Here is a 25,194-nt window from a genome sequence, read left to right as displayed (position 1 = left end):
GGTTGCGGCCCCCGCCATCCACTCTAGTTGGCAGGGGATCCCGCCGCCGCCGGTCCACCCTATTGATGACCGGCGGCAACATGGTCATTCACTCATAACGCGCACGTCGCGGCATTCGTTTCCCCTCGAGTTTTGCCTACAGCGAAATATGTCGAGCCGATGACGGCACTACCCCGTGAACGGGGGCACAAACTCGCATGGAACCGGGGCCTGACGGGCCGGATCCAGGGCATTGAGGACGTGACCTGCGGCGCGCGGGCTGCCCGCAATGGCCATGTGCTCGGAGTAGTCCTGGGCGCAGCCGTCCTGGACGACGATCGAGGTGGCGTTCGGGCCGGGGACCAGGCCGGAGGTGTGCGGGACGACCAGTTCGTCGATCGAGGAGACGATGTTGGTGTAGGTGACGTGGGGGCTGTACACGCCGTCGGCATTGAGGGCATCGATGAAGTCGTCGCCGGTGAGCATCTGCCCGCAGGCCTGGCACAGCGACGTCGCGACCGCGTCGAAGGCGGGGCCCGCGCCGAGGGCCCGGCTGTAGGCGGCGATGTCGCCTGCGCCCAGCGCGTTGGTGCCCAGCCACGGCGGGGCGATCCCGACCAGCTTGTCGACCTTGGCCGCGCCGCCGAGACGCTTGATGTAGTAGTTGCCGACGATGTTGCCCTGCGAATGCGCGACGAAGTCGACCCGCGCGGCGCCGGTGCGCGCGAGCACCCGGTCGACGAAGGCCGACACCTCGGCGGCGCTCTGCTCGATGGGCCGCATCCCGCCGATCGCCGAGACCGGCCAGGGCAGGCCGTAGGCGCCGAAGGTGAGCGCGTAGACGCAGTAGCCCTCGTTGGCCAGCAGCGGGGCGTACACGCCCCAATTCGTCTGTGCGCCACCGCCGGTGCCGTGCAGCAGCACCACCGGATTCGGATGCTCGGCCGAGGGGACACAGCCGGGATCGTCGGCACCGGGGAGCGACCCGCCGGGATTGGTCAGCTCCGGCGCGATCCCGGCGAAGAAGTTGTAGTCGACCGGATACTCGGCGGCGGCGGTGCCTGCGGTCGCCCAGGTCAGCAGGGCCGCCGCGGCCAGTACCAGCAACGATCTCGAACTACGTCGCATCAACGACTCCTCACTAGAACATGTTCCACCAATCATGGAACACGTTCCAGCGATCGCGTGGCCTATTGGCAGATCGCCATCAGCGCTGGTACGGCGCCGGGGCGAACCCGCCCGCCATGGGCGCCGCCACCGTCTGCGAAACCTGCTGTCCGGCAACCACACCCGCGGCACTCGACTTCCCCTGCTGCACACCGGCGGCGAACAGCGCGCCGCACAGCACCAGGAACGCCGCCGTGTGCAGCACCGCGCGCAGGATGTTCCAGCGGACCCAGGCCGCCTCGTAGTCGGCGCGCACCGCCGCGGTGTCGACGATGGCCGCCGGGTCGCCCGCCGCCGCGAGCGCGTCGTTGAGCGGCACGTTCAGCGCCGCGGTGACGGCGAAGGCGATCACGTTGAGCACCACGGCGATTCCGAGCCAGATCAGCGTCGTGCGGTGCTCCTTGCCCAGACTCAACACCGCGGCCAGCGCCGTGAACCCGACCGTGCCGAGGAAGCCGAGCATGAACCACGGGTTGATGATCACCACGTTGACCTTCTGCATGACATCGATCAACGTGCGATCGCCGGTCCGGGCCAGTGCGGGCATCACCGAGATCGCGTAGGCGTAGAACACGCCGGCGATCAGCCCGGTGCTGAGCACGGCCATCACCATCGCGGCCATCCGAACTGCGAACATGAGATGTCTCCTGACTCGTCTTCCGGAGCTCGATCCCTGTGCTCCGGTGATACGACTCAGTCAACCGTGTAACGCGTACCGCCGACATGGTTCAGACGCTCATGCACCTGCGCGAGCGTCGCCTACAGGTCGTGGTCGGAGATCATCCCGCTCTGCATGGCCAGCGCGGCCAGCCGGGTGCGCTTCTGGTTCTGCGGCAGGTTCTCCACCCCGAACTTCGCGAACAGGGCACGCAAGTGGGTCTTGATCGCGTCGATGGAGAGGAACAGCTCCTCGGCGATCTGCTGATTCGAGGCGGGCGTCGCGAAGCCGGTGCCGTGCTTGTACGGGCGGCACAGCGCGATCAGCACCGCGCGCTGGGTTTCGGTGAGCGAGCGCATGGTCGGTATCGAACCGGAGGCGGTATGGGTCGCGTCGTCGACGACGCCGCCGAAATCGAAGAAATGCACCAGCGTGGTGCCGACGCGGATGCGGTCGCCGGGGCTGAGCCTGCGCCTGCCGATCAGCCGCTCGCCGTTGACGAAGGTGCCGTTGCGGGAGAGACCGTCGTCGACGATGGTCCAGTGCGCGCCGAGGTGCTCGACCGCGGCGTGCAGGCGTGAGACCTCGGCGTCCCAACCTAGGACGAGGTCGGCCTGCACATTGCGGCCGATAGTGAAACGCTGCTGCGCGGGATCAAGCGCCAGCTCATGCTGCCGCCCGGTGTCGTCGGTATACCGCAAAAAAGAACTAGCCATTCCGGTCACTGCGCCGATACCTCATCTCTCCATACCGCCAGTGCCCTCACCTGCCTCGGTGGCCCCCTTCAGCCCACACATTCTATCGCTCGGGCGCCTTGCCCCGGAAAACCCTGCCCACCAGCGACTTCGGATACGCCTGAGGGGCCGAGACCGACAGGGAATCCCTGCCCGATTTCAGCCCCTCAGGCGCGAGTACGAGCTCGGCGCGGCGTGCGCCCGATGTTCAGGCCTTGCCGACTTCCTTGTTGTACGCCTCGGTGATATCGGCCGAGATGCGGCCGCGGGCGGAGACCTTGTGGCCCTTGCGACGGGCCCATTCACGAATTGCGGCGCTCTGTTCCCGGTCCATGGAAACACGGCTCTTGCCCTGCGGCGCGGGGGCGCCTGCCGCCTTCACCCGGCGACGGCCACTCACGCGACGGGCGTTGGCGACCCACTCGTCCAAGCCTTCGCGCAGGCGCGCCGCGTTAGCCTCCGACAGGTCGATCTCGTACGACACGCCATCGATAGCGAACTCGATGGTTTCGTCCGCGATGGACTCACCGTCGACATCGTCGATCAGGCTAACGGTGACCTTCTTTGCCATGAGATGAACGTCCTCTCGAAATCGTCAAGCCTGCCTCCAGGCCGAATACCCGAGGCAAGAATACCTCGATTTACGAAAATTCCAACACGAGGCCTTCGCCCCGCAAATTGACTGGTCAGCGACTAGCCGGACGAACAATCGGGAACAGGATCGTTTCCCGGATTCCCAAACCCGTGAGTGCCATCAACAAGCGATCGATTCCCATACCGGTTCCGGTAGTCGGCGGCATGCCGTGTTCCATCGCGGCTAGGAAGTCTTCGTCGAGCACCATGGCCTCGTCGTCGCCGGCGGCGGCCAGCCTCGCCTGATCGACGAACCGTTCCCGCTGGATCACCGGGTCGACCAACTCCGAATAGCCCGTTGCCAACTCGAAGCCGCGAACATACAGGTCCCACTTCTCCGTGACACCGGACTTGCTGCGATGCTGACGGGTCAGCGGTGAGGTCTCCACCGGGAAGTCACGGACGAAAGTCGGCGCGTAGAGCTTGTCGCCATAGGCATGTTCCCACAGTTCTTCGACAAGTTTGCCGTGTCCGTAGCCCTTGCCCGCAGGAATTTCCAGACCGACCCGATCGGCCAGCGCGAGCAATTCCTCGACACTGGTTTCCGGAGTCACCTCGACACCGATGGACTCCGACAGCGACGGATACATCTCGACCGTCGTCCACTCGCCGCCGAGATCATATTCCGTGCCGTCGGCAAGCGTCACCAGCAGGGTGCCGAATGCCTCCTGCGCGACTTCCTGGATCAATTCCCGGGTCATCGTCGCCGAGTCGTCGTAGGTGCCGTAAGCCTCGTAGGTTTCCAGCATCGCGAACTCGGGCGAATGGGTCGAGTCGGCGCCCTCGTTGCGGAAGTTCCGGTTGATCTCGAAGACCTTCTCCAGGCCACCGACCACACAGCGCTTCAGGAACAGCTCCGGCGCGATACGCAGGAACAACTCCATGTCCAGCGCATTGGAATGGGTGACGAAGGGGCGCGCGGCGGCGCCGCCGTGGATGGTCTGCAGCATCGGGGTCTCGACCTCGAGGAAGCCGCGGCGCTCGAGCGCGGTGCGCAGCGCGCGGACCACGTTCACGCGGGTACGGGCCATTTCCCTGGCCTCGGGGCGCACGATCAGGTCGACATAGCGCTGCCGGACGCGCGACTCCTCGTTCATCTCCTTGTGCGCCACCGGCAGCGGGCGCAGCGACTTGGCCGCCATCGACCAGGAATCGGCCATGACGCTCAATTCACCGGTGCGCGAGGAGATGACCTCGCCGTGCACGTAGACGAAGTCGCCGAGGTCCACATCGGACTTCCAGGCGGCCAGCGCGTCGGCGCCGACGCCGTTGAGGCTGATCATCGCCTGCAGCTTGGTGCCGTCGCCCTCCTGCAGCGTGGCGAAGCACAGCTTGCCGGTATTACGGACGAAAATGACGCGGCCCGCGATGCCCGCCTGGAGGCCGGTCTGGGTATCGGGCTCCAGATCCGGGTAGGCGGCACGGATTTCGGCCAGTGTGTGGGTGCGTGGCACCACCACCGGGTAGGCCTGACCGCCCTCGGCGAGCAGCCGCTCCCGCTTGTCCCGGCGAATCCGCATCTGCTCGGGGACATCACTGTCCACGGCGGAACTGACGGCGCGGCCGGTTGCGGCGGGGTTAGGGGTGCTCACATCCGATAACAGTAGCGTGCGCCGGAAATGTATTAGCGACCTGCCCGTAGACGACTAGACGGAAACCGGACATCGCACCGGCCATTCCTCGGCCGAATGCAATCCACGTCACACCATCGAAACAATCCCCCGCCGCGGCAGGCCCCGAATCCGCACGCAGACAACCCAACTCACCCCACCCGCCACCCCCGACGAGCGGTGGCCGGGCTGCCGGTCAGGCGCCCAGCCACCAGCCGAGGCGCTGCTACAGCGAGGCCAGCGCATTCACCTCACGAGCAAAGTGCGGCGCCCCCACCGCAACAGTCAACAACCCCGCGGACTTCAGCGCCTGATACCCGCCGATCAGGTCGGTCGCCCGATGCAAACCGAGCTGCTGCAACGAGGCCGCGGCCAAACTCGAGGTGTAGCCCTCCGAGCAGAAGATGATCCATTCCACGTCGTGGTCGGCGGCCAGCGACAAACGGGCCGACGAGGTCGGATCGAGGCGCCATTCCAGGACATTGCGTTCGATGACCAGCGCGCCGGGTAGTGAACCCTCACGAACACGCTGCGCGGCCGGGCGGATGTCCACCAGAATCGCGCCCCTGGCCAATGCCGAGGGTAGGTCGTAGACGTAGAGCCTGCGTAGGTCGGCGCGGGCGTTCTCGAGCATCTGATCAATCGTCAAACGACTCATCACAGGTCACCTTCGGGCTGGTCGGTGAGGACGGTTTTGGTTCGCCGCAAGGTGCCGTGACCGGTCACCTCGTAATAGGACATGGCCGACAACGGCGGGGAATAGGCGTGCACGCTCAGCGTGGGGTCGAGCGGGCCGACGGATTCGGCGGCGGCGGGCGCGCGCACCACATCGTGGACCCAGCCGATCGGGAACGAGGCCTGATCGCCCGCGGCGAGCGTGCGCCTGCGCAACTCCGAGCCATTCCAGCGGAATTCCGAGAGCGCGCCGCTGAGCACGGTGAGCGCGCCGAGGGAACCGGCGTGATCGTGCAATTCGGTGGATTTTCCCGGCGTCCAGCTGATCAGCCAGACATCGACCTCGTCGTCGGCGATCAGCCGGGTGGCCCAGCGTTCGTCCGACGGCCAGATGCCGTCGTCGGGCAGCAGGTGGTCGTAGCGGCCCGCGAGGACGTCTTCGGCGCCTTCGTCGGTGAGACGCAGCAGGTCAGCGGGCCGCAATCGGGTCGGCAATGCCGAAGCCACCGCCCGGTCGAGCGGGGGTGTCGCCGAATAGCCGTCGCGCGCGGACGAAAGGGAAAGGACAGAAGAACGCATGAGCGAATCTCCAGGAGGTGTGAATCGGTCGAGGGGAAAACATCAGCCTCGAACGGTCGAGGCAGGTCAGCCTCGACAACACTCCTGGGTGCTCACACGGAAGTACACGAGCGAGAGTTTAGCAGTTGACGCGCGCTACGGCGAAAATGACCTGCACCACAGTCACTTCTTGTTGCGTTCGTAGACGTGGCGCAGGCCGGTCAGCGTCAGATGCGGCTCGTGCTGGTCGATCGTCTCCGATTCCGGGACGATCAGCGGCGCGCCCGCACCGGTGGCGACGACGGTGACATCGGTGCCGGAGAACGCGTCGAACTCGTCGCGAATCCGGTCGATCAGGCCGTCGACCAGGCCGGCGAAACCGAACACCGCGCCGGACTGCATGCACTCCATGCTGTTCTTGCCCAGCACCGAGCGCGGGCGGGTGAGCTCGACCCGGCGCAGCGCGCTGCGTTCGACCAGCGCCTCGGTGGAGATCTCCACGCCGGGTGCGATCACGCCGCCGAGGAACTCGCCCTTGGCCGAGACCAGGTCGACGCAGATCGCGGTGCCGAAATCGACAACGATCGCGGGACCGCCGAAGCGGCGGAACGCGGCGAGGCAGTTGACGATGCGGTCGGCGCCGACTTCCTTCGGGTTGTCGACCAGCAGCGGGATGCCGGTCCGCACACCGGGTTCCACCAGCACGTGCGGCACATGCGCCCAGTAGCGCGCGAGCATCGTGCGCAGCTCACGCAGCACCGGCGGCACCGTCGACAGCGCCGAGACGCCGACCACCTGGTCGATCTCGTCGCCGACCAGGCCACGCACCTGCATGGCGAACTCGTCGGCGGTGAGCAGCGGATTGGTGTGGATACGCCAGTGCCGCACCAGTTTCGCGTGCTCGCCGCTGCCGGAGAACAGGCCGAGTTCGATTCCGGTGTTGCGGACGTCGATCGTCAGCAGCATCGCAGTCCCCCCGCCGCGCTCAGGCGAACGACAGGGAGCGCGGGGAGGTCAGGCCGGAACCCTCGGGCGCGTGCGCCGGGTCCGAACCGAGCTCCACGGGGCGGTTGCGGTCGTCGACGAAGACCACCTTGGGGTCGTAGTCGCGCAGTTCCTGCTCGTCCATCTGGCCGTAGGCGATGAGGATGACCAGGTCACCGGGGTGCACGAGATGGGCGGCGGCGCCGTTGATCCCGATCACGCCCGAACCGCGCTCGCCCGCGATCACGTAGGTCTCGAGGCGGGCGCCGTTGTCGATGTCGACGATGCAGACCTGCTCGCCCTCGAGCAGATCGGCGGCGTCGAGCAGATCCTGGTCGACGGTCACCGAACCCACATAGTGCAGGTCGGCATGGGTCACCGTGGCACGGTGGATCTTCGACTTCATCATGGTGCGCAACATCGTCGTCGCCTTTCTCAGTGCGCCTGCGAGGCAGGCAGGGAGTTCGCGTCGGGGTGCCCGTCGAGCTGGGCGCCGAGGACAATCGGGGCATTGTCGATCAGGCGGGTCTCGCCGACCTTGGCCGCGACGAGGAGCCGGGCGTTGCCCGCGGTGGGTGCGGGGCCCAGGTTGCTGTCACGCAGTTCGAGGTAGTCGACCTCGATGCCGTCGACCGCGTCGAGCACGCCGCGCGCGGCCCGCACGACCGCCTCGGGGCCGAGACCGGCGGCGTGCCTGCCCGCGGCCAGCGCGGCCGACAGGCCGAGCGCCGCCTCCCGCTGGGTGGCATCGAGGTAGCGGTTGCGCGAGGACAGGGCGAGACCGTCGGGCTCGCGGACCGTCGGGTAGGCGACGATCTTGACGTCCATGTTCAGGTCGCGGACCATCTGCCGGATCAGCGTGAGCTGCTGGTAGTCCTTCTCGCCGAAGTACGCCTCGGAGGCGTGCGCGATATTGAGCAGCTTCGCGACGACGGTGAGCATGCCCGCGAAATGCGTCGGCCTGCTGCCGCCCTCGAGCTCGGCGCCGAGCGGGCCGGGCAGCACGGTGGTGCGCGGGCCGTCGGGGTACATGTCGGACACGGTCGGCGCGAAGACCAGGTCGACGCCCTCGTGCCGGAGCAGTTCCAGGTCGGCGTCCAGGGTGCGCGGGTAGGCGTCGAGGTCCTCGTCGGCGCCGAACTGCAGCGGGTTGACGAAGATCGAGACGACCACGACCTGGTTGGTCAGCCTGGCCTGGCGGATCAGCTGCAGATGGCCCTCGTGCAGCGCGCCCATCGTCGGCACGAAACCGACCGTGCGACCGGCGCCGCGCAGCGCCTTGGTCACCGTGTCGAGCACCTCGGGATCGTGGTGGACGGTCAGCACGCCGGGCTTGTACGCGCCGGTCGCCCGCGGACCGCCCTGGTGGTGGTGCACTTCTCTGGGTTCCATCAGTGGCCTTCCTTGGCGAGCAGGTCCAGCAGGGCCGGATTGGTCTTTGCGAGTTCGGCGGTGCGCAGCGACATCGCGCGGTATGCCGCGGCCAGGCGCTCGTCCAGCGATTGCAGTGCGGTCAGGTGCGCGGCGACCGCGTCGACGTCACCGCGGGCGACCGGGCCGGTCAGCGCGGCGCCGCCGCGGCGAAGGGCGTTGTCGAGCGCGGCCGAGACGAGCGGGGCGAGCAGACGTTCGGGCAGGCCGTTGGGCTGGTCGTCGACCACCGGCTGACCGAGCAGGCCGGGGCCCGCCATGGCGGCACGCAGCGCGGAGACCGCGTCGACGATGACCGTGACCAGGTGATTCGCGCCGTGGGCGAGGGCAGCGTGGTACAGCGTGCGCTGCTCCTCGGACACCTTGACCGGTTCGCCGCCCATCTCGATGACCAGCGCCTGGCCGATCGCGTAACCGACCTCGTCGGCGGCGGTGATACCGAAGCAGGCGTTGGCGAGACGATCGATGTCCTCGTCGTGACCGGTGAAGGTCATCGCGGGGTGGATCGCCAGGCCGAGCGCGCCCTGCTCGGTCAGCGGCGCGAGCACGCCGACGCCGTTCGCGCCTGCGGTGTGCACCACGATCGTGCCGGGACGGACGACGTTCGCGCTCGCCAGACCGCGGACCAGGCCCGCCAGCTCGGCATCGGGGACCGCGAGCAGCAACAGTTCACTGCGCTGGGCGATCTGCTCGACCGGCAGGATCTGGGAATCGGGCAGCCGCGTCTGCGCCCGGTGCACCGAGGCATCGGAGATCGCGGCGACACCGAACACCACGTGACCGGCTCGCTCGAGCGCGACACCCAGAGCCGAACCCACCCGTCCCGCCGAGACGATTCCCACCGTCAGTCGTGCGGGCGCAGGGTCGACACCCACGTTCGCGCCATCGGAATTGACACTTCTCGAGGTCAACATTGTCCTCTCGATTGCGTTCCAGTCCCGCGCTGCGGGTACCGGACGTTACGGATCGAGGATATCGGGCGGTCCCCGCGAACCGCCACGGGCCCACCGCGTGATCTAGCTCTCCCGCGACCACTGATTTCGCAATGCACATGGGTAACTCGCCGGGTACGAGCAACCGCAACCCCGCCACGACCGCAGGCCGCCGACGTCACCGAGTCCGCGCCCGAGTCCGGCCAAAAGTCGTGGGGAGGCGGGACAGCTGGACTATCGAGAGCTGGACTCCGATTCGAGGTTCGCCATGATGTCGGCCACCGAGAGGCGTGGGGCGCCCTCTTCTTCGGCGCGCCGACGGCGGCGGGAGCTGGTGCCGACGGTCGGGCCGGTGGTGGGCTCGGCCGAGGTGGCGGTGCCGGTGGGCGCGGGTTCCGTGGTGTCGTTCTGGGCAGGCGCGCCGTCGGCGGCGGGGGTGACCGTCTCGCCCAGGTCGTCGATCTTCCTGGTGTTCGGGGACGACAGGCGCGGCGGCGGGGTCTTCCCGTTGGCCGGGGTCGGCGCCGGCTCGGCGGGTTGCGCGGCGGCGGCTTCGGCCTGCTGGGCTTCGGCGTAGTCGTCGAGCTGGACCGCGGAGGTTTCGGCGGTGACCGGGTCGTCGTAGGGGTCGGCGAAATTGGCCGAGACCGGTTGCATGAAGACCGGTTTCAGTGCGCTGGGGGGTTGCTGCCACGGGCCGAACCAGGCGGCATTGGCATCCACCGGGCTATCGGCGAAATCGTGGTCGGCGTCGTCGAAGGCGTCGAACCCGGCGGCGGGCAGGGCGTCGATGCGGACCGCGTCGGCTTGCAGGGCCAGCTGCTCGTCGGGGAGCGCGCCATCGAACAGGACCTGCAGGTTCTGGCGCAGCAGGGCGAGTTCGGCGCGCAGGGCGGCGATCTCGGAGGCGTCGGCGCCGACTTCGGCGCGCACCCGCGCCTCGATGCCCATCTCGTACTCGCGGCGCGCGTTGATCTCACGTTCGAGCTGCAACTCGTACACCGTCTGGAGATCGCGCACCTTGGCCTTGTCGACCGCGGCGTCCTTGCGATACCGGGTGGCCGCGAGGGCACCGATCACGGCCGCCCACAGGGCCGCTACCAGGCCTACTCGTACATATTGGACGTTCTCGCTGAAGATCAGGAAAACACTTGCCGTCAGACCGAGCAGGATGAGCACGCCGATGAAGAGCTTTCCCGCGTCGTCCCGCCGTCGACGGGGCGGAGTGCTACGGGAGGGTGAAACCATGTGGGCCAGGGTAGCCGGAATATGCTGGTCGGCCCACCAAACTTCGCGGTGATTCCATACGCAAATTGCTAGGTGGTAGCGGGTTCGTCCGGCGGTTCCTCCGGGGCCCGGCAGCAGTACTCCAGCCACAAAGCCGCAGCAACCAGGGCGGAACCGGCCAGCAGGCCGACAACGGCGCCCGGCGAATCCGCCGCGGCCGCGGTCACGGTGCCGCGCTGTGGGAATACCCACAGCAGGAATCCGAGCCAGACACCCGCCGCCAGCGAACCGACCTGCAGCGAGGCCTTCGCCAGCGCGACCGCGCGCGCCACATTGATCGGATGCAGCTCCTCCGGGCCGTCGCCGATCTTCTCGTCGGCGATCTTGGCCTTGATGACGTAGCCGAGCGCCGCCTCGATCGCGGCGACCGGCAGCAGCGAGGCGCCCGCCGCCACCGAGATCGACGGGAAGGTCGAATACGCGAAACGGGTGGCGACCCAGGCGATCGCCGCGGCGACCACCACGTTCAGCGTGAGATCGAGCACCCGGGTCGGTCTCAGCACGGAGGTGCGCTCTCGTCCCGCAACACGAGGTCGGTTCGCACCACGCCGGCGCGCTCGGCCGGGTCGAGACCGGTGAGCAGCTCGGCGATCGGTACGTCGGCGGCGTCGACCCGCAGTCGCGCCGACGGTTCGACGTCGAGCCACGGGACCAGGACGAAGGCCCGGTTGTGCGCCTGGGGATGGGGCAGGATCAGCGCCGGATCGGCGTCGCGGGCGATGGCGGCGCCGGTGGCGTCGGTGCACGTCACCACGTCGACATCGAGAGTGCGCGCACCCCACCGCACCTCGCGCACCCGGCCCGCAGCCTGCTCCAGCTCCTGACCGAAGCGCAGCCAGGCGTAGTCGTCGAAGGCCGGATCCTCGGCCACGACAACGGCATTGAGGTAGTCGTCCTGGTCGACGCCGCCCCACGGGGCTGTCGTGTAGACCGGCGAGACCGCAAGCACCCGCTCCCCCAGCGCGTCGACGACGCCGCGCAGGTGCGCGAGCCGGTCGCCCAGGTTCGAGCCGATCGACAGGACGGCGCGCGTCATCGGCGCGGCCCCGGTTCCACCGTGCGGAAGCGGGTGGCCACCACGCGGACGTCGGCGAAGGTGTGCGGGATCGGCGCCGACGGCTTGTGCACGACCACCTCGACCGCTTCGATCCGCGGATCGGCCATCACGTCGTCGGCGATCTCGGAGACCACCGTCTCGATCAGATCGCGCGGCGGACCGGCCACGATGCGCACCGCGCGCTCGGCGAGGGCGCCGTAGTCGACGGTGTCGGCCAGGTCGTCGGAGGCGGCGGCCGCGGCGAAATCGACCCACACCGTCAGGTCGACGACGAACTCCTGGCCGTCGCGGCGCTCGAAGTCGAACACGCCGTGCCTGCCGAACACACGCAGCCCGCGCAGTTCGATCCGCGAGGTCGCGGGTCGGCCCGCGGGCGGGGGCAGCAGCGGTGAGTTCATCGGGTGACTCCTCGGGCGGCGGTGGCTCGGCGCCACGCGTCGACGACAGCGATCGCGTCCAGGGAGGCACGCACGTCGTGCACCCGGACGCCCCACGCGCCTTGGCTGGCGGCGATCGCCGAGACCGCCGCGGTGGCCGTCTCCCTGCCGTCCGGCGGACGCGGGCCGGACTCGTCGGCCAGCAGTGCGCCGAGGAAACGTTTACGGGAGGCGCCGATCAGGATCGGCAGGCCGCCGGCGACCAGCTCCGGCAGCGCGCCGAGCAGTTCCCAGTTGTGCTCGGCGTTCTTGGCGAAGCCGAGGCCGGGATCGAGGATCAGCCGGTCCGGGTCGACACCGGCGGCGACCGCCAGGTCGACCTGCGCGGCGAGTTCGGCGCGCACCTCGGCGACGACGTCGTCGTAGTGGTCGGCCGGGCCGGTGTGCCGGTAGTCGGCGCCTGCCCGCCAGTGCATGAGGATCCACGGCGCACCGGACTCGGCGACGACCTTCACCATGTTCGGGTCGGCGCGGCCGCCCGAGACGTCGTTGATCACCGAGACACCGGCGCCGAGCGCCGCCTCGGCGACCTCGGCGCGCATGGTGTCGACACTGGTCGGTACACCGGCGGCGACCAGCCCGTCGATCACCGGGGTGACCCGGCCCGCCTCGGTGGCCGGGTCGACCCGGTCGGCACCCGGCCTTGTCGACTCACCGCCCACATCGACGATGTCGGCGCCCGCCTCGTAGAGGGCGATACCGTGCGCGATCGCGAGCTCGGGATCGAGATAGCGACCACCGTCGGAGAACGAATCCCCGGTCACGTTCACCACGCCCATGACCACACACGAGCGGCCGTTGCGCGCGGTCACGAGGGGCTCGCTCATTTGCGCAGGATCAGGTCCAGCGCCTCGGATCGCGAGGCGGCGTTGGTCTGCAGCAGGCCGCGCACCGCCGAGGTGGTGGTGCTCGCGCCTGGCTTGCGGATGCCGCGCATCGCCATGCACAGATGCTCGGCCTCGATCACCACGATCGCGCCGCGCGGGTCGAGCCTGCGCATCACCGCGTCGGCGATCTGGCTGGTCAGCCGCTCCTGCACCTGCGGCCGCTTGGCGTAGAGGTCGACGACGCGGGCCAGCTTGGACAGGCCGGTCACCCGGCCGTGCGTGCCGGGGATGTACCCGACATGCGCGACGCCGTGAAACGACACCAGGTGGTGCTCGCAGGTGGAGTACATCGGGATGTCGCGGACGAGCACGAGTTCCTGATGACCCTCGTCGAAGGTCGTCGCCAGCACCTCGTCGGGCTCGGTGTAGAGCCCGGCGAACATCTCCCGGTAGGCGCGGGCCACCCGGGCCGGGGTGTCCTGCAGACCGGGACGGTCCGGGTCCTCGCCGACCGCGAGCAGCAGTTCCCTGATTGCGCGCTCGGCCCGGTCCTGGTCGAACGGGCGACCGGTCGCCAGCGCCGTCAGGTCCATCGGGCTCGTCGAGCCGAGCTCGCCGTCGGCGATCGACCCGTTCCCTACTGGCTCAGCGACCTTCTTGTTGGCCGACAACTTCTCCGCACCTCCACATGTCGACGCCGGTGATCGTCCGGCATCCGACGGTCGAGCGTAGTTGGCCCGCCGTCAGCGGCGGCCGTTCGGCCCTTCCCATTCGTTGTTCTCCGGATCGGTGCCGGGCGCGGGCTGCTGCGGCGGCGCGGCAGGCGGCTCGCCCCACGGCTGGAACCCACCGCTGGTGTGCCGCGGCTGCTCCGGCTGACCCCACGCGTTGCCCTGACCCTGCGGGGCCTGCGGCTGCGGCTGCTGGGGCTCGTCGCGCGGCGGCCAGCCCGGCGCCGACCAACCGGCCGGGGCGCCGTAGTCGGGCCGCGAACCGTGCGTGCCCGACTGCCGCGGGAACGCCTGGGTCGGCGCGGTGGGCAGCGGGTAGCCCGTGGCGGGCGGCGCGGGCTGGCCGTACTGCGGCGGCTGAGCCGGGTAACCGTTGGCGGGCTCGAGCGGCGCACCGGCAGGCACCGGTGCGGGCTGCGCCGGCTGTGCGGGCGGCCACGGCTCGCCGCGCTCGGCGGCCAGCTCACCCGGGGTCTTCACCGGGGGCTTGTCGGACGGGAGCCGGTCACCGAAGTCGTTGAACGCGGTGATCCGCGGCCGCTTCTCGACACCGGCCAGCACCTCTTCGAGGTCCTTGCGGTGCAGGGTCTCGCGCTCGAGCAGCGCGGTCGCCAGCGCGTCGAGCTGCTCGCGGTACTCGCTCAGGATCGACCAGGCCTCGGTGTGCGCCGCCTCGATCAGGTTGCGCACCTCCTCGTCGATCTCACGGGCCACCTCGTGCGAGTAGTCCGAGGCGACGCCCATCGAGCGGCCGAGGAACGGGTCGCCCTGCTCCTGGCCGTAGCGGACCGCGCCGAGGCGGGCGCTCATGCCGTACTCGGTGACCATGCCGCGCGCGATCTTGGTCGCCTGGTCGATATCGGAGGACGCACCGGTCGTCGGCTCGTGGAACACCAGTTCCTCGGCCGCTCGGCCACCCATCGCGAACACCAGCCTGGCGATCATCTCCGAGCGGGTCATCAGGCCCTTGTCGTCCTCGGGCACCGTCATGGCGTGACCGCCGGTGCGGCCGCGGGCGAGGATGGTGACCTTGTAGACCGGCTCGATATCGGGCATCGCCCAGGCCGCCAGGGTGTGGCCACCCTCGTGGTAGGCGGTGATCTTCTTCTCGTGCTCGCTGATGATGCGGCTCTTGCGGCGCGGGCCACCGATGACGCGGTCGACCGACTCCTCCAGCGATTCGCCGGTGATGAGCGAGCCGTGCTCACGCGCGGTGAGCAGCGCGGCCTCGTTGATGACGTTGGCCAGATCGGCGCCGGACATGCCGACGGTGCGCTTGGCCAGACCCTCGAGGTCGGCGTCGGGCGAGATCGGCTTGCCCTGCGAGTGCACACGCAGGATCGCGCGGCGACCGGCCAGGTCGGGGTTGCCGACCGGGATCTGCCGGTCGAAGCGGCCGGGGCGAAGCAGCGCGGGGTCCAGGATGTCGGGGCGGTTGGTCGCCGCGATCAGGATGATGCCGGTGCGGTCACCGAAGCCGTCCATCTCGACGAGCAGCTGGTTCAGCGTCTGCTCGCGCTCGTCGTGACCGCCGCCGAGGCCGGCGCCACGCTGGCGGCCCACCGCGTCGATCTCGTCGACGAAGATGATGCAGGGGCTGTTCTGCTTGGCCTGCTCGAACAGGTCGCGCACTCGCGAGGCGCCGACACCGACGAACATCTCGACGAAGTCCGAACCGGAGATGGTGAAGAACGGGACGCCCGCCTCACCGGCGACAGCGCGCGCGAGCAGCGTCTTACCGGTACCGGGGGGACCGTAGAGCAGCACGCCCTTCGGGATCTTCGCGCCCAGCGCCTGGTAGCGGGCCGGATTTTGCAGGAAGTCCTTGATCTCGTACAGCTCTTCGACGGCCTCGTCGGCGCCGGCCACATCGGCGAAGGTGGTCTTGGGCATGTCCTTGGACAGCTGTTTGGCCTTGGACTTGCCGAAGCCCATCATGCCGCCACGACCGCCGCCCTGCATGCGCGACATCACGAAGATGAACAGGCCGACCAGCAGCACCATCGGGACGATGAACAGCAGCAGCTGGGAAAGCCAGCTCTCCTGCTTGACCACCGTGTCGTACTTCGCGCCGGAGTTCTGCACCGCGTCGAAGATCTGCGCCGATGTCTCACCGCCGCCCGGGTATTTGGCGACGATCTTGTTGTTGTTGTTCGTCGCCTCGTTGCCGTTGTTCAGTTCGATGCGGAGCTGCTGCTCCTTGTCATCGATCTGGACGTTCTTGACGTTGGCTTTGTCCTCCAGCTGGCTGAGCGCCACGGAAGTGTCGACACTCTCCCAGCCGCGCGTGTCATCGCTGAGAAAGCTGAACAGCCAGATCATGAGCATGATGCCCGAGATGATCGCCAAAGTGCGAAACACTGTCTTGCGGTTCATAGAGCGTCGGCCGGACGGCCCAGTCCTTTCCGGTTATTTCTCCGGGTGTGCCTAGCGAAGCGTCGAGATCGGCGGGTTTCGGATGCGGACATGCCACGTTACCGCGTACGGTCTAGTTCGATACATCGCGCAGTTCGGCTGCTGGTGCAGTTGCACTGGTCAACGTTCAGAGCTGGGGAACGGTTCCCGAAAGCTCCGAACGCGTTGTTGCAAGTGGCCACAATCATGTCATGCCCGGCTTATCGTGGGCGACGACACAACTACAGCGCAGGGGGTATGGACATCGTCGAGCTACGAACACCCACAGCGATTCTGCGCCACGGCCGTGGACGCCTCACCGTTCTGCGGCCGGGTACCGATGGCGAACGGGTTCTCGATGTTCCCATCGCCGACCTGCTCAAGGTGCGGCTGAACCGTCGCGCCGACGACGCGGTCGTCATCGAGATCTTCCTGCGCTATCCCACCCCGGTGCTCACCGGCGTTCCCGCCGACCGCACCCCGCTTCCCGTCCTCATCGCCGAACACGACGTGCCTGCCGCGCTCGGCATCGTCGACCGGATCAACGACCAGATCATGGCCACCCAGCGCATCGATGTCGCTGCGCCGGACCTCACCCCGCCCGCGCCGGAATGGGGCAAGTCGGGGCCGGTCAGGGCCGATGTCGAGCGCGCGGTCCGCCGGATGGCGCCGCGCAAGGAGTCACGCACGGCCGTCAACGCGCTGCACCGCTACGTGACCCCCGACGAATACGTGCTGGAAACCGCGATCGCCGTGGCAACACCGCCGGCCGGCACCGGCACCGGTCTGCTCGCGGCGACCACCACCCGGCTGCTGTTCATCTCCATCGGCAACGGCGAACGCTACGCACACGAGCTGGCCGTTGCCGCGATCCTGGGCGCCCGCACCGTCGACGGCGCTCGCTCGGCGCCCGGCGAGATCGACACAAGGCACGGCGGCTCCGGCATGGACGTCAGCGACGGCAACAGGACACTGCATTTCGCAGGCGCCGACCGCGCCGACACCGAACGGGTGACCTGCGCGGTCAACTTCGCCGTGCGCAGGCAGGCAGCCGACGGCGCGGCAGGGCCCGCCGATCCCGGCGTCTCCCAGCTCTACGCGGAATGGGAATTACTGGTCGAGCGGCACTCGCTCGGCATGGTCGACGACACCCAGTTCCAGCGCTACGGCCGCGGGATCCTCCGCAGCCTGTAGCCACCCCAACCGGCCCCGCACGCCCCGACCTCGAGGAGGGGCAGGCCGACGCAGTCGGCCGTCGCGGCCGTCCCGCCGTTCAGGTGCCGTTGCGCAGGCGACGAAGGAGCAAGCAACGGTGCCTGACCGGCGGGACAGGAGGGGCCGCGACTCGAGCGCGCCAGCGCTCCGACAATTCAGCCCACTTCGGTTTCGGTCTTCTGCTCGGGCTCGTTGAGTTCGATCCGGCGCCACGGGCTGGTCGGGCGGGTCCATAGCCGTAGCAGTTCCATCCGGCGGTCGACGCCGCCGTTCTTCAGTTCGGCGAGGTCCTCGGTGGCCTGCCAGTAGGTCCAGCCGGCGAGGTAGGCGTCGCCGAACTGGCGCCAGTTGCGGTAGCGGCGCTGCGCGGGGGTCAGCGCCCGCATCGCGTACTCCCACGCCACGTCGGCGTCGATGTAGCCGGCGGTGAACGCCATCCTGGCGACCGCGATGACGCGGGCCAGGTCCCAGGCGTGGATGTCGTTGGGCAGCGGCCGGGCCAGGTGGTCGGTGAAACCGATCTTGATGGCCTGGGCCCAGATGTCGTAGTCGCGGACCAGCGCCTCGGGGTTGTCCATGCCGCGGAAGGAACCGACCTGGCGCAGGAAGGCGCGGTGCCGGTCGGCGCGTTCGCCGAAGCGGTCGCGTTCGCTGGCATTGATCGAGGCCATCACCAGTGGATGCACGAGCGCGTACAGGGGCGCGTGCATGCCTTCGAGAAGCTGTTCCATCGACGCGCGCGCCTCGGTGCCGTCGGTGATGCCCCACGCGCCGGTGAGGGTGTCGATGGCGAGTTCGCGGCGGTCGCCGAGCGGGTGCTCGCGCTCGGGGCCGAGCAGCATCGCGTCGTGGAAGGCGTCCCAGCGGGTGGAGTAGAAGGCCCCGAGTGCCAGCGCGCGAAGTTCATCGTCGCTCACACCGGCACCGGACCAGTGGTCTTCCTCGCGCTCGTCCAGTTCCGGGTAGGGAAAGGTGGTCAGCGCTGGTACTCCCCTGGCAGGCATGGGGCCGAGTCTAGTGCGGCGGGTGGCTTCCGGGGCCAAGGAGCGAATCTGCTTTCTTGGCCTGCCGTGATCTGCCACACAGGTCTATTGTTCTGACATGTGTAGAAATATCACCGTCTTGCGTGGTCTGGAGCCTGCCGCCACCGAGCAGGAGATCTACGCTGCCGCCTTGCAATATGTGCGCAAAGTCGGCGGCATCTCCGGGCTGAGCAGCACCACCAAACCCGCGGTCGACAAGGCCGTCGCCGCCATCGCCGCGGCGACCACGACGCTGCTCGCCGAGCTGCCCGATCGGCGGGTGCCACCGCCCACCGAACCGCCGCTGCGCCGCATCGCGGCCAGGGACGGCGCGGTTCAGGAAACGCCGTAGGCGGCGACGCAATCCAGCGCTATCTCCAGCGCCAGTGCTCGCTCGGACACCGGATGTCCGAGGATTTCCTCCACGCGGTGGATCCGGTACCGCACCGTGTTCTTGTGCACGCCCAGCAGGCGCGCCGCTTCCTCCGGGCTGCGCTGCGCGCGCAGATAGGCGTGCAGGGTCGCGCGTAGCCGGGTAGACACCGGATCGATACCGGTGAGCCCGTGCAGCTCCCTGGCGATCAGCCCGCGCATGGCGGCCGTGTCGACACCGGCCAGGTAGGCGATCTCGACCTCGCGATAGCTGGTGACGGCCCGGCTGCCCTGCTCGGCGACCCGGCGCGCAGCCACCGCCTCCCGATGACTGGCGACGAACCCGTCGACGTGCGCGCCCGGCATCCCGAACGCCACCCGCACCGGCGCCGCCACCTCGCAGCGCGCGATCCGCTCGGCGATCTCGGCGTCGTCGTCGAGGGCCGCCCAGGCCCACAGCCCGCTCGCGCTGGCGGCGACGGTGAGCAGACCGGTGGCGCCGAGCACGGTCGCGATCCTCGCGGCGGCCCGGTCGAGCAGTCCGCCCGGTTCGTCCCCACCCGCCTCACCGGTCCACAGCACGAACGCCAGGTGCCGCCGCGAGAGCCGGTAGCCGAGGCCGATCGAGGCCTGGTCCACGTCTACCTCGGTGCCGGTGAGCAGGGCGTGCACCAGTTCGGTCCTGGTGTTGATCGCATCGCGCAGCACCCGTTCCCGTTCGGCCATGAAGGTGCCGGTGAGCGCCTCCACCGACAGCCCGATCCAGGTGGTGGATCGTTCGAACACCCGCAGCAGTACTGCCCGTTCGATCTCCGGCGGCACCTGGCCCTGCGCGACGGTCTCGGTCATCACGGCGAGCACCTCGGCCATGCCGGTCCGGTAGGCCCGCAGCAGAACTCGCACATCGAGGCCCCGCCGGGCGATGGTCCTGGCCAGCGCGTGCGCTTCCTCGGGCAGTGCCAAGTCGACGGTGTCACTGGCCAGTCCACTGAGCACCACCCTGGCGTGCGCGCGGGTGCTGGCCGCCAGGTCGCGGCGCATGTCGGGGTCGTCGAGCTCGGGGACACCGGCGAGCACGGCCGCGTCGAGCCTGGCGACGATGCCCTCCATCGTCTGCGCGCGCAGCAGGTCGAACACGAAGTCGGCGAACCAGTCGCGCAGTTGTTCCCGGTTTTGTTCTCCAGACACCAAAAGACCCGATTTCGTTGACGTGTACGGCCAAGAATCCGCGCTCTTATTGTGCCAGGCTCATAGATGGTGAACTGATTCACACAACGCAGTGGGGAGCACGAAGTGACCGAACTCGACCAGACCGCCGCGGCCGACGCCCAGGTGATCGCGGTGCACAATCCGGCGACCGGCGAACAGACCGGCTCGGTACCGATCGTCGCGCCGGACGACGTAGCGGCCGCGGTCCGGGAACTGCGCCTCTACCAGCCCGAATGGGAGGCGATCGGGCCAGAGGGCCGCAAGAAGTGGCTGCTGAAGATGCAGGACTGGCTGATCGACAACACCGAGCACCTGGCCGCGGTGCTCCAGTCCGAGACCGCCAAGCCGCGCGTCGACGCGCTCATCGACCCGGCCTTCGCCGTCGACCTGCTCGGCTACTACGCGCGCCGGGCAGGCAAGTTCCTCGCCGACGAGCATCCCTCCCCGCACAGCCCGCTGGCCCGGGTGAAGTCGCTGACCGTCGCCTACCGGCCGTACCCGGTCGTCGGGGTGATCACGCCGTGGAACTTCCCGCTCGCGATGCCCGCGATCGACGTGTTCCCGGCGTTGGCCGCCGGTGCCGCGGTGATCCTCAAGCCGTCGGAGGTGACGCCGCTGTCGGCGGTCGAGCTGGCCCGCGGCTGGGCCGAGATCGGCGCGCCGCCGGTGTTCAAGGTAGTCACCGGCGCGGGCGCGACCGGTGCCGCCGTCGTCGAGAACGCCGACTACATCCAGTTCACCGGCTCCACCGCGACCGGCCGCAAGATCGCCGCCGCCTGCGCCGAGCGGATGGTGCCCTACAGCCTCGAGCTCGGCGGCAAGGACCCGGCGATCGTGCTGGCCGACGCCGACATCGACCGCGCCGCGCACGGCATCGCCTTCGGCGGCATGTTCAACGCCGGGCAGGTCTGCATCTCGGTGGAGCGGGTCTACGTCGAGGCGCCGGTCTACGACGAGTTCGTCACCAAGCTGACCGCCGCCGTCGCCGCCCTGCGCCAGGGTGAGGACGGGCGGGAATCGAAGAACGACGTGGGCGCGCTGGCCAACGAGAACCAGGTGCGGATCGTGCAGCGTCACGTCGACGAGGCCATCGCGGCGGGCGCGCGGGCGACCACCGGCGGCAAGCGCACCGGCGTCGGCACATTCTTCGAGCCCACCGTGCTCGTCGACGTCGACCATTCGATGTCGTGTGTCGCCGAGGAGACCTTCGGGCCGACGCTGCCGGTGATGAAGGTGGCCGACGAGGCCGAGGCGATCCGGCTGGCCAACGACTCGATCTACGGCCTGTCGGCGTCGGTGTGGACCGGTGACAAGTCGCGCGGCGAACGCGTGGCAAGGCAGCTGAACGCGGGCGCGGTCAACATCAACGACGTGTTCTCGAACCTGTTCAACCCGGCGATGCCGATGGGCGGCTGGGGCCTGTCCGGTGTCGGCGCGCGCTGGGGCGGGGCGTCGGGTCTGCGCAAGTACTGCCGCGCGCAGGCGATGACCAAGCCGAAGATCCCGACCATGAGCAAAGAGCTGTTCTGGTACCCGTACGACATGAACAAGCTGGTCGTCATGGTGAGCGCGATGCGGGTCGCCGGTGCGCGCGGCATCCGCCGGATCGACCTGCCCGCGGTGTGGCGGCTCAAGGGCGGCAAATGAGCACGGCGGTCCGCGATCTCGTCGTCGTGATCACCGGTGGCGCCCGCGGCATCGGCCTCGCGACGGCCACGCGGCTGCAGGAGCTCGGCGCGCGCGTCGCGATCGGCGACATCGACGAGCCCGCGGTGAAGGCGGCGGGCGATTTCGCGCTGTCGGGCGCGCTCGACGTCACCGACCCGGTCTCGTTCGAGGCCTTCCTCGACGAGGTCGAGCGCACCGTCGGCCCGATCGATGTGCTGATCAACAACGCGGGCATCATGCCGACCGGCCTGGTGGTCGACGAGCCGGACCGGGTGACCCGCCGGATTCTCGAGATCAACGTCTACGGGGTGATCCTCGGGTCCAAGCTCGGCCTTGCCCGGATGCTGCCGCGCGGGCGCGGGCACGTCATCAACATCGCCTCACTGGCAGGCGAGACGCACATCCCCGGGCTGGCGACCTACAACGCCAGCAAGCACGCGGTGCTCGGCTTCACCGACACCCTGCGCGAGGAGTATCGCGGGTCGGGCGTTCGGTTCTCGGCGGTGCTGCCGACACTGACGAAGACCGAGCTGGGCGCCGGGGTACAGGGCAACTGGTTGTTGCGGCCTGCCGAACCGGAGCAGATCGCCGCGGCGATCGAGGGGCTGATCAGATCGCCGCGCTCGAAGGTGCGGGTGTCGGCGTTCGCCGGCTACCTGTCCCGGTTCGTGAACCTGCTGCCCGAGGCCGTCGGTGACGGTCTCGGCCGGGCGCTGGGGTCACGCACGGCCTTCCTCGGTGATGTCGACAGCTCGGCTCGGCGCGCCTACGAGGAACGCGCTCGCGAGAGCTGACTACCCGGGATCCGGCCGCGCGCGGATGGCTCGCCGCGGCCGGATTCCCCACACCGAAACCTCTTTGTGACGAAATTCACTGCGTCGCAGGCCATCCGGCACGAACAGAGGTCAGCGGTCTGTTTCATCGCTCGCCCGCGTCGCCAGGGCGCACGCCACATCGCGCCGAATCGTGTGAAGCCGGACGCATTTCCGCTGGTCAACCGCCCAGCAGCCGCATGCCCGCCGCTCGGCGTCCGCCGACCGCACACAAATGACGCCTCAATGATGCAGCGCACCATGTCAGGCAATATGCTGTGCGTTACCAACCTGGTGACTGTTTTGATCCACCTCCGCGAACTTCCTTGCCCGTTTTGGCTGGATTTTCCCGACCGACTCTGATAGCAAGGTGCTATGGACCCGCATTTGCGCGATCTGCGGTATTTCGTCGCCGTCGCTGAGGAACTGCATTTCACCAACGCCGCCCAGCGGCTGCACATCGCTCAGCCGACGCTGTCACGCCAGATCCGCCAGCTCGAACGCCAGCTCGACGTGGTCCTGTTCGACCGCAACCAGCGCAGTGTCGCCCTCACCGTCGCCGGTAAGGAACTGCTCGAAGGCGCACGCAAGATCCTGGAGCTGTGGGAGGTGACCAACGTCTCCCTGCAGGAAGCCGGTGAAGTGCTGCGCGTCGGCATCCAGTCCGCGCTCGGCCGCGGCCTGCTCAACGACCTGGAGAGCGCCAGCGGCCATCGCCTGGCCCTGCACGCCGCCTCCTGGAACGACCCGTCCAGTGGCCTGGCGGGCCGTCAGGCCGACCTGGCCCTGGTGTGGCTGCCGCTACCCGACCCCAACCGCTACCGCTGGCAGGTGCTGCGCACCGAGCCGCGCTGGGTGCTGCTGCCCGAGACCCACCCGCTCGCCGAGCAGGAGACGATCGAGTTCGCCGATCTGCTCGACGAGCCGTTCATCGCCCTGCCGACCGAAGCGGGCGCGGTCCGTGACTTCTGGCTCGGCAACGACGCCCGCGGCGGCCGGGCCGCCAAGATCGGCGCCGAGGCCGCCACCCCCGAGGACAAGCTCGAGGCCGTGAGCCTCGGCCTCGGTGTGTGCCTGCTGGCCGAGAACAACGTGCCGATGTACCGCTGGCCCGGCCTGACCGCACGCCCGGTCGCCGGTCTCACCCCGTGTGAGCTGGCGGTGGCGTGGCGGGCCGACGACACCCGCCCGACCATCCTGGAATTCGCCGGTCGCGCCGTCGACGGCGGTTTCTCCGAGCCGCAGCCGGTGCAGACCCCGATCGCGGTCTAGTTCGTCAGCTCCAGTTGGGCAGCGAGGCCGAGCAAGGTGGCCTCGCTGCCCGGCGGACCGGCCAGCTGCGCCGCCAGTGGAGTGTGCGCCTCGGGATGGGTACCCATCGGCACCGACGCGGCGGGCCAGCCGACCAGATTCCAGACGCCGGTGAACGGCGCGTAGCGCGCCGAGGCCAGCACATTCGCGGTCCAGCCGCGACCGCTCCACTGTTTGGCCTTGGGCGGCGGAGCCGCGAGCGTGGGGGTGATCACCACGTCGAAGTTCTCGAAGAAGTCGACAAGTCCGGCCTCGATCCGGTCGACCTGGTTCGGCCGCACCAAGCCCAGCCGCCGGATCAGCCTGCCGAGCGCGAGGTGCCGTTTGGTGCGGCGTTGCAGCAGCTCCGGATGCGGTAGCGCCGCGGCGTCGGCCAGGCCGGCGCTCGGCCAGCGCAGCGCCATCGCCAGCGCCGTGTCGCCGTAGGGCAGTTCGACCGGCTCGACCAGGTGCCCGGCCGCCGCCGCCCGCGCACCCGCGGTGCGCGCTGCCGCCGTCCAGTGCCGATCAACCCGGACCAGTCGCGACGGCGGAGCCACGGCGAGTCCGATGCGTAGTCGCTGCGGTGCGCGTAGCTCGGCCAGATCGGACCGGCCTGCCAGCACCGACAACGCCAGCGCCGCGTCCGACACCGTCGTCGCGAGCACGCCGTTCTCGGCCATACCCGCCCAGGAATCGGCGCCGATCCCGGCGGGCACCACCTGGCGTCCCGGCTTGATCCCGAAGACACCGCAGGCAGCGGCGGGCACCCGGATCGAGCCGAGCCCGTCGTTGCCATGGGCGATCGGCACCAGCCCGGCGGCCACCGCGGCGGCCGCGCCACCCGAGGAACCACCGGCGGTCCGGCCGACATCGCGCGGATTGCGGGTGACGGTCCCGTCCTCGTCCGTCGTGGCCCACAGACCGAGTTCGGGCATCGCCGTCACCCCGACGACGATCGCGCCCGCGGCCCGCAGCCTGGCCACCACCGGATGATCGGCGGGCTCCGGCTGGGTCGAACTGCCCGCCGACCCGGCCCGCATCGGCACCCCGGCGACCGCGATGTTCTGCTTCACCGCCACCGGCACGCCTGCCAGCGGCAGTTCGTCCAGATCGTCGCGGGCGGCCAGCTCCAGCGCCTCGGCGCGGGCCTGCTCGGCGCGCACGACGGTGAACGCGTTGATCTTGCGATTTTCCGAGGAGATCCGGGTCAGGGCCTCGGTCACCACGTCGATGGGCGTGATGGTGCCCGCGCGTACACGGGCGGCCAGCGCCGCCGCCGGGCCGCCGATGGGGTACTCGTCGGCGGGTGGGTGGGAAGGGTTCATCGCCACCTCAGCGTCCGTCACGCCGTCGTCGTCGACGGACTCCCATGCTACCGCTGTGAGGTCATCGTGCATGTGCGGATTCGCCCCCGTCGCATGGTCTCGAAATTCGGGTGATCTGCTCTCGAGGCGCAAGTTATCATTCGGGTACGGCTCGGAGGCCGATGGTGTCGGGTGTGGCGGATGG

General features: G+C 69.1%; 26 protein-coding genes. 5 read left to right on the top strand and 21 right to left on the bottom strand.

What is annotated here, in order from left to right:
- Positions 1 to 168 precede the first annotated feature (168 nt).
- The 18 genes from IEY60_RS17885 to ftsH form a co-directional block, all read right to left on the bottom strand.
- Positions 169 to 1,107, bottom strand: a complete 939-nt coding sequence (locus IEY60_RS17885) for an esterase/lipase family protein (RefSeq protein WP_189029675.1) — start codon at positions 1,105 to 1,107, stop codon at positions 169 to 171.
- A gap of 79 nt (positions 1,108 to 1,186) precedes the next feature.
- Positions 1,187 to 1,783 (bottom strand): anthrone oxygenase family protein, encoded by a 597-nt coding sequence (locus IEY60_RS17880; protein ID WP_189029673.1) that lies wholly within the window; start codon positions 1,781 to 1,783, stop codon positions 1,187 to 1,189.
- 122 nt (positions 1,784 to 1,905) lie between these two features.
- Entirely contained in the window at positions 1,906 to 2,520 is a 615-nt protein-coding gene (locus tag IEY60_RS17875; RefSeq protein ID WP_189029671.1) for an FHA domain-containing protein, read from the bottom strand.
- A gap of 226 nt (positions 2,521 to 2,746) precedes the next feature.
- On the bottom strand, positions 2,747 to 3,109 hold the full coding sequence (locus IEY60_RS17870) for a histone-like nucleoid-structuring protein Lsr2 (RefSeq protein WP_019044650.1): 363 nt from the start codon (positions 3,107 to 3,109) through the stop codon (positions 2,747 to 2,749).
- A gap of 115 nt (positions 3,110 to 3,224) precedes the next feature.
- Entirely contained in the window at positions 3,225 to 4,691 is a 1,467-nt protein-coding gene (gene lysS, locus IEY60_RS17865; RefSeq protein WP_189031178.1) for a lysine--tRNA ligase, read from the bottom strand.
- A gap of 316 nt (positions 4,692 to 5,007) precedes the next feature.
- Positions 5,008 to 5,430, bottom strand: coding sequence for a rhodanese-like domain-containing protein (locus IEY60_RS17860; RefSeq protein WP_189031176.1), 423 nt, complete (start codon positions 5,428 to 5,430; stop codon positions 5,008 to 5,010).
- 8 nt (positions 5,431 to 5,438) lie between these two features.
- Positions 5,439 to 6,035, bottom strand: coding sequence for a cysteine dioxygenase (locus tag IEY60_RS17855; RefSeq protein WP_229739923.1), 597 nt, complete (start codon positions 6,033 to 6,035; stop codon positions 5,439 to 5,441).
- A 162-nt stretch (positions 6,036 to 6,197) separates the two neighbouring features.
- Positions 6,198 to 6,980, bottom strand: a complete 783-nt coding sequence (locus tag IEY60_RS17850; RefSeq protein ID WP_189029669.1) for a type III pantothenate kinase — start codon at positions 6,978 to 6,980, stop codon at positions 6,198 to 6,200.
- A 19-nt stretch (positions 6,981 to 6,999) separates the two neighbouring features.
- Positions 7,000 to 7,419 carry an aspartate 1-decarboxylase gene (gene panD / locus IEY60_RS17845; protein WP_110041391.1) on the bottom strand — a complete coding sequence of 140 codons (420 nt, stop codon included), beginning with the start codon at positions 7,417 to 7,419 and terminating at the stop codon, positions 7,000 to 7,002.
- A 14-nt stretch (positions 7,420 to 7,433) separates the two neighbouring features.
- Positions 7,434 to 8,390, bottom strand: coding sequence for a pantoate--beta-alanine ligase (gene panC / locus IEY60_RS17840; RefSeq protein WP_189029667.1), 957 nt, complete (start codon positions 8,388 to 8,390; stop codon positions 7,434 to 7,436).
- Entirely contained in the window at positions 8,390 to 9,343 is a 954-nt protein-coding gene (locus IEY60_RS17835) for a Rossmann-like and DUF2520 domain-containing protein (protein ID WP_189029665.1), read from the bottom strand. The genes panC and IEY60_RS17835 overlap by 1 nt, the downstream gene beginning before the upstream one ends.
- Before the next feature lie 252 nt (positions 9,344 to 9,595).
- Positions 9,596 to 10,609 (bottom strand): DUF6779 domain-containing protein, encoded by a 1,014-nt coding sequence (locus tag IEY60_RS17830; protein ID WP_189029663.1) that lies wholly within the window; start codon positions 10,607 to 10,609, stop codon positions 9,596 to 9,598.
- A gap of 68 nt (positions 10,610 to 10,677) precedes the next feature.
- Entirely contained in the window at positions 10,678 to 11,151 is a 474-nt protein-coding gene (locus IEY60_RS17825; RefSeq protein WP_189029661.1) for a DUF3180 domain-containing protein, read from the bottom strand.
- Complete coding sequence (gene folK, locus IEY60_RS17820; protein ID WP_189029659.1) at positions 11,145 to 11,684, bottom strand: 2-amino-4-hydroxy-6-hydroxymethyldihydropteridine diphosphokinase; 540 nt, start codon at positions 11,682 to 11,684, stop codon at positions 11,145 to 11,147. Before folK ends, IEY60_RS17825 begins: the two co-directional genes overlap by 7 nt.
- On the bottom strand, positions 11,681 to 12,103 hold the full coding sequence (gene folB, locus IEY60_RS17815; RefSeq protein ID WP_189029657.1) for a dihydroneopterin aldolase: 423 nt from the start codon (positions 12,101 to 12,103) through the stop codon (positions 11,681 to 11,683). The genes folK and folB overlap by 4 nt, the downstream gene beginning before the upstream one ends.
- Entirely contained in the window at positions 12,100 to 12,969 is an 870-nt protein-coding gene (folP, locus tag IEY60_RS17810) for a dihydropteroate synthase (RefSeq protein ID WP_189029655.1), read from the bottom strand. The genes folB and folP overlap by 4 nt, the downstream gene beginning before the upstream one ends.
- The gene (gene folE / locus IEY60_RS17805) at positions 12,966 to 13,562 is read right to left on the bottom strand and encodes a GTP cyclohydrolase I FolE (protein WP_189031172.1); all 597 of its coding nucleotides are present in this window, start codon (positions 13,560 to 13,562) and stop codon (positions 12,966 to 12,968) included. Before folE ends, folP begins: the two co-directional genes overlap by 4 nt.
- A gap of 150 nt (positions 13,563 to 13,712) precedes the next feature.
- The gene (gene ftsH, locus IEY60_RS17800; RefSeq protein WP_189029653.1) at positions 13,713 to 16,076 is read right to left on the bottom strand and encodes an ATP-dependent zinc metalloprotease FtsH; all 2,364 of its coding nucleotides are present in this window, start codon (positions 16,074 to 16,076) and stop codon (positions 13,713 to 13,715) included.
- Between the two features lie 276 nt (positions 16,077 to 16,352).
- Here ftsH and IEY60_RS17795 point away from each other — a divergent pair, with 276 nt between their 5' ends.
- The gene (locus tag IEY60_RS17795) at positions 16,353 to 17,288 is read left to right on the top strand and encodes a hypothetical protein (protein ID WP_189029642.1); all 936 of its coding nucleotides are present in this window, start codon (positions 16,353 to 16,355) and stop codon (positions 17,286 to 17,288) included.
- Positions 17,289 to 17,464: 176 nt separating this feature from the next.
- Here IEY60_RS17795 and IEY60_RS17790 read toward each other — a convergent pair whose 3' ends face one another.
- Entirely contained in the window at positions 17,465 to 18,313 is an 849-nt protein-coding gene (locus tag IEY60_RS17790) for a DUF1266 domain-containing protein (protein ID WP_189029640.1), read from the bottom strand.
- Positions 18,314 to 18,410: 97 nt separating this feature from the next.
- On the opposite strand from IEY60_RS17790, the gene IEY60_RS17785 reads away from it, so the two are divergent.
- Positions 18,411 to 18,683: a DUF2277 domain-containing protein gene (locus tag IEY60_RS17785; RefSeq protein WP_189029638.1), complete on the top strand. Its 273-nt coding sequence runs from the start codon at positions 18,411 to 18,413 to the stop codon at positions 18,681 to 18,683.
- Here IEY60_RS17785 and IEY60_RS17780 read toward each other — a convergent pair.
- Positions 18,668 to 19,891, bottom strand: coding sequence for a PucR family transcriptional regulator (locus IEY60_RS17780; protein ID WP_229739921.1), 1,224 nt, complete (start codon positions 19,889 to 19,891; stop codon positions 18,668 to 18,670). The genes IEY60_RS17785 and IEY60_RS17780 overlap by 16 nt on opposite strands.
- Positions 19,892 to 19,996: 105 nt before the next feature.
- On the opposite strand from IEY60_RS17780, the gene IEY60_RS17775 reads away from it, so the two are divergent.
- The 3 genes from IEY60_RS17775 to IEY60_RS17765 all read left to right on the top strand — a co-directional run bounded on the left by IEY60_RS17775 (position 19,997) and on the right by IEY60_RS17765 (position 23,664).
- Positions 19,997 to 21,559, top strand: coding sequence for an aldehyde dehydrogenase family protein (locus tag IEY60_RS17775; RefSeq protein WP_189029636.1), 1,563 nt, complete (start codon positions 19,997 to 19,999; stop codon positions 21,557 to 21,559).
- Positions 21,556 to 22,374: an SDR family oxidoreductase gene (locus tag IEY60_RS17770; RefSeq protein ID WP_189029634.1), complete on the top strand. Its 819-nt coding sequence runs from the start codon at positions 21,556 to 21,558 to the stop codon at positions 22,372 to 22,374. Before IEY60_RS17775 ends, IEY60_RS17770 begins: the two co-directional genes overlap by 4 nt.
- A 393-nt stretch (positions 22,375 to 22,767) precedes the next feature.
- Complete coding sequence (locus IEY60_RS17765; RefSeq protein WP_189029631.1) at positions 22,768 to 23,664, top strand: LysR family transcriptional regulator; 897 nt, start codon at positions 22,768 to 22,770, stop codon at positions 23,662 to 23,664.
- Here the strand turns inward: IEY60_RS17765 and IEY60_RS17760 are convergent.
- The gene (locus IEY60_RS17760) at positions 23,661 to 25,010 is read right to left on the bottom strand and encodes an amidase (RefSeq protein WP_189029629.1); all 1,350 of its coding nucleotides are present in this window, start codon (positions 25,008 to 25,010) and stop codon (positions 23,661 to 23,663) included. The genes IEY60_RS17765 and IEY60_RS17760 overlap by 4 nt on opposite strands.
- Positions 25,011 to 25,194 lie beyond the last annotated feature (184 nt).

Origin of the sequence: Nocardia rhizosphaerihabitans, from assembly GCF_014646295.1 — a bacterium.
GTDB classification, from domain to species: domain Bacteria; phylum Actinomycetota; class Actinomycetes; order Mycobacteriales; family Mycobacteriaceae; genus Nocardia; species Nocardia rhizosphaerihabitans.
This window is presented reverse-complemented; position numbering and strand designations above follow the sequence as displayed.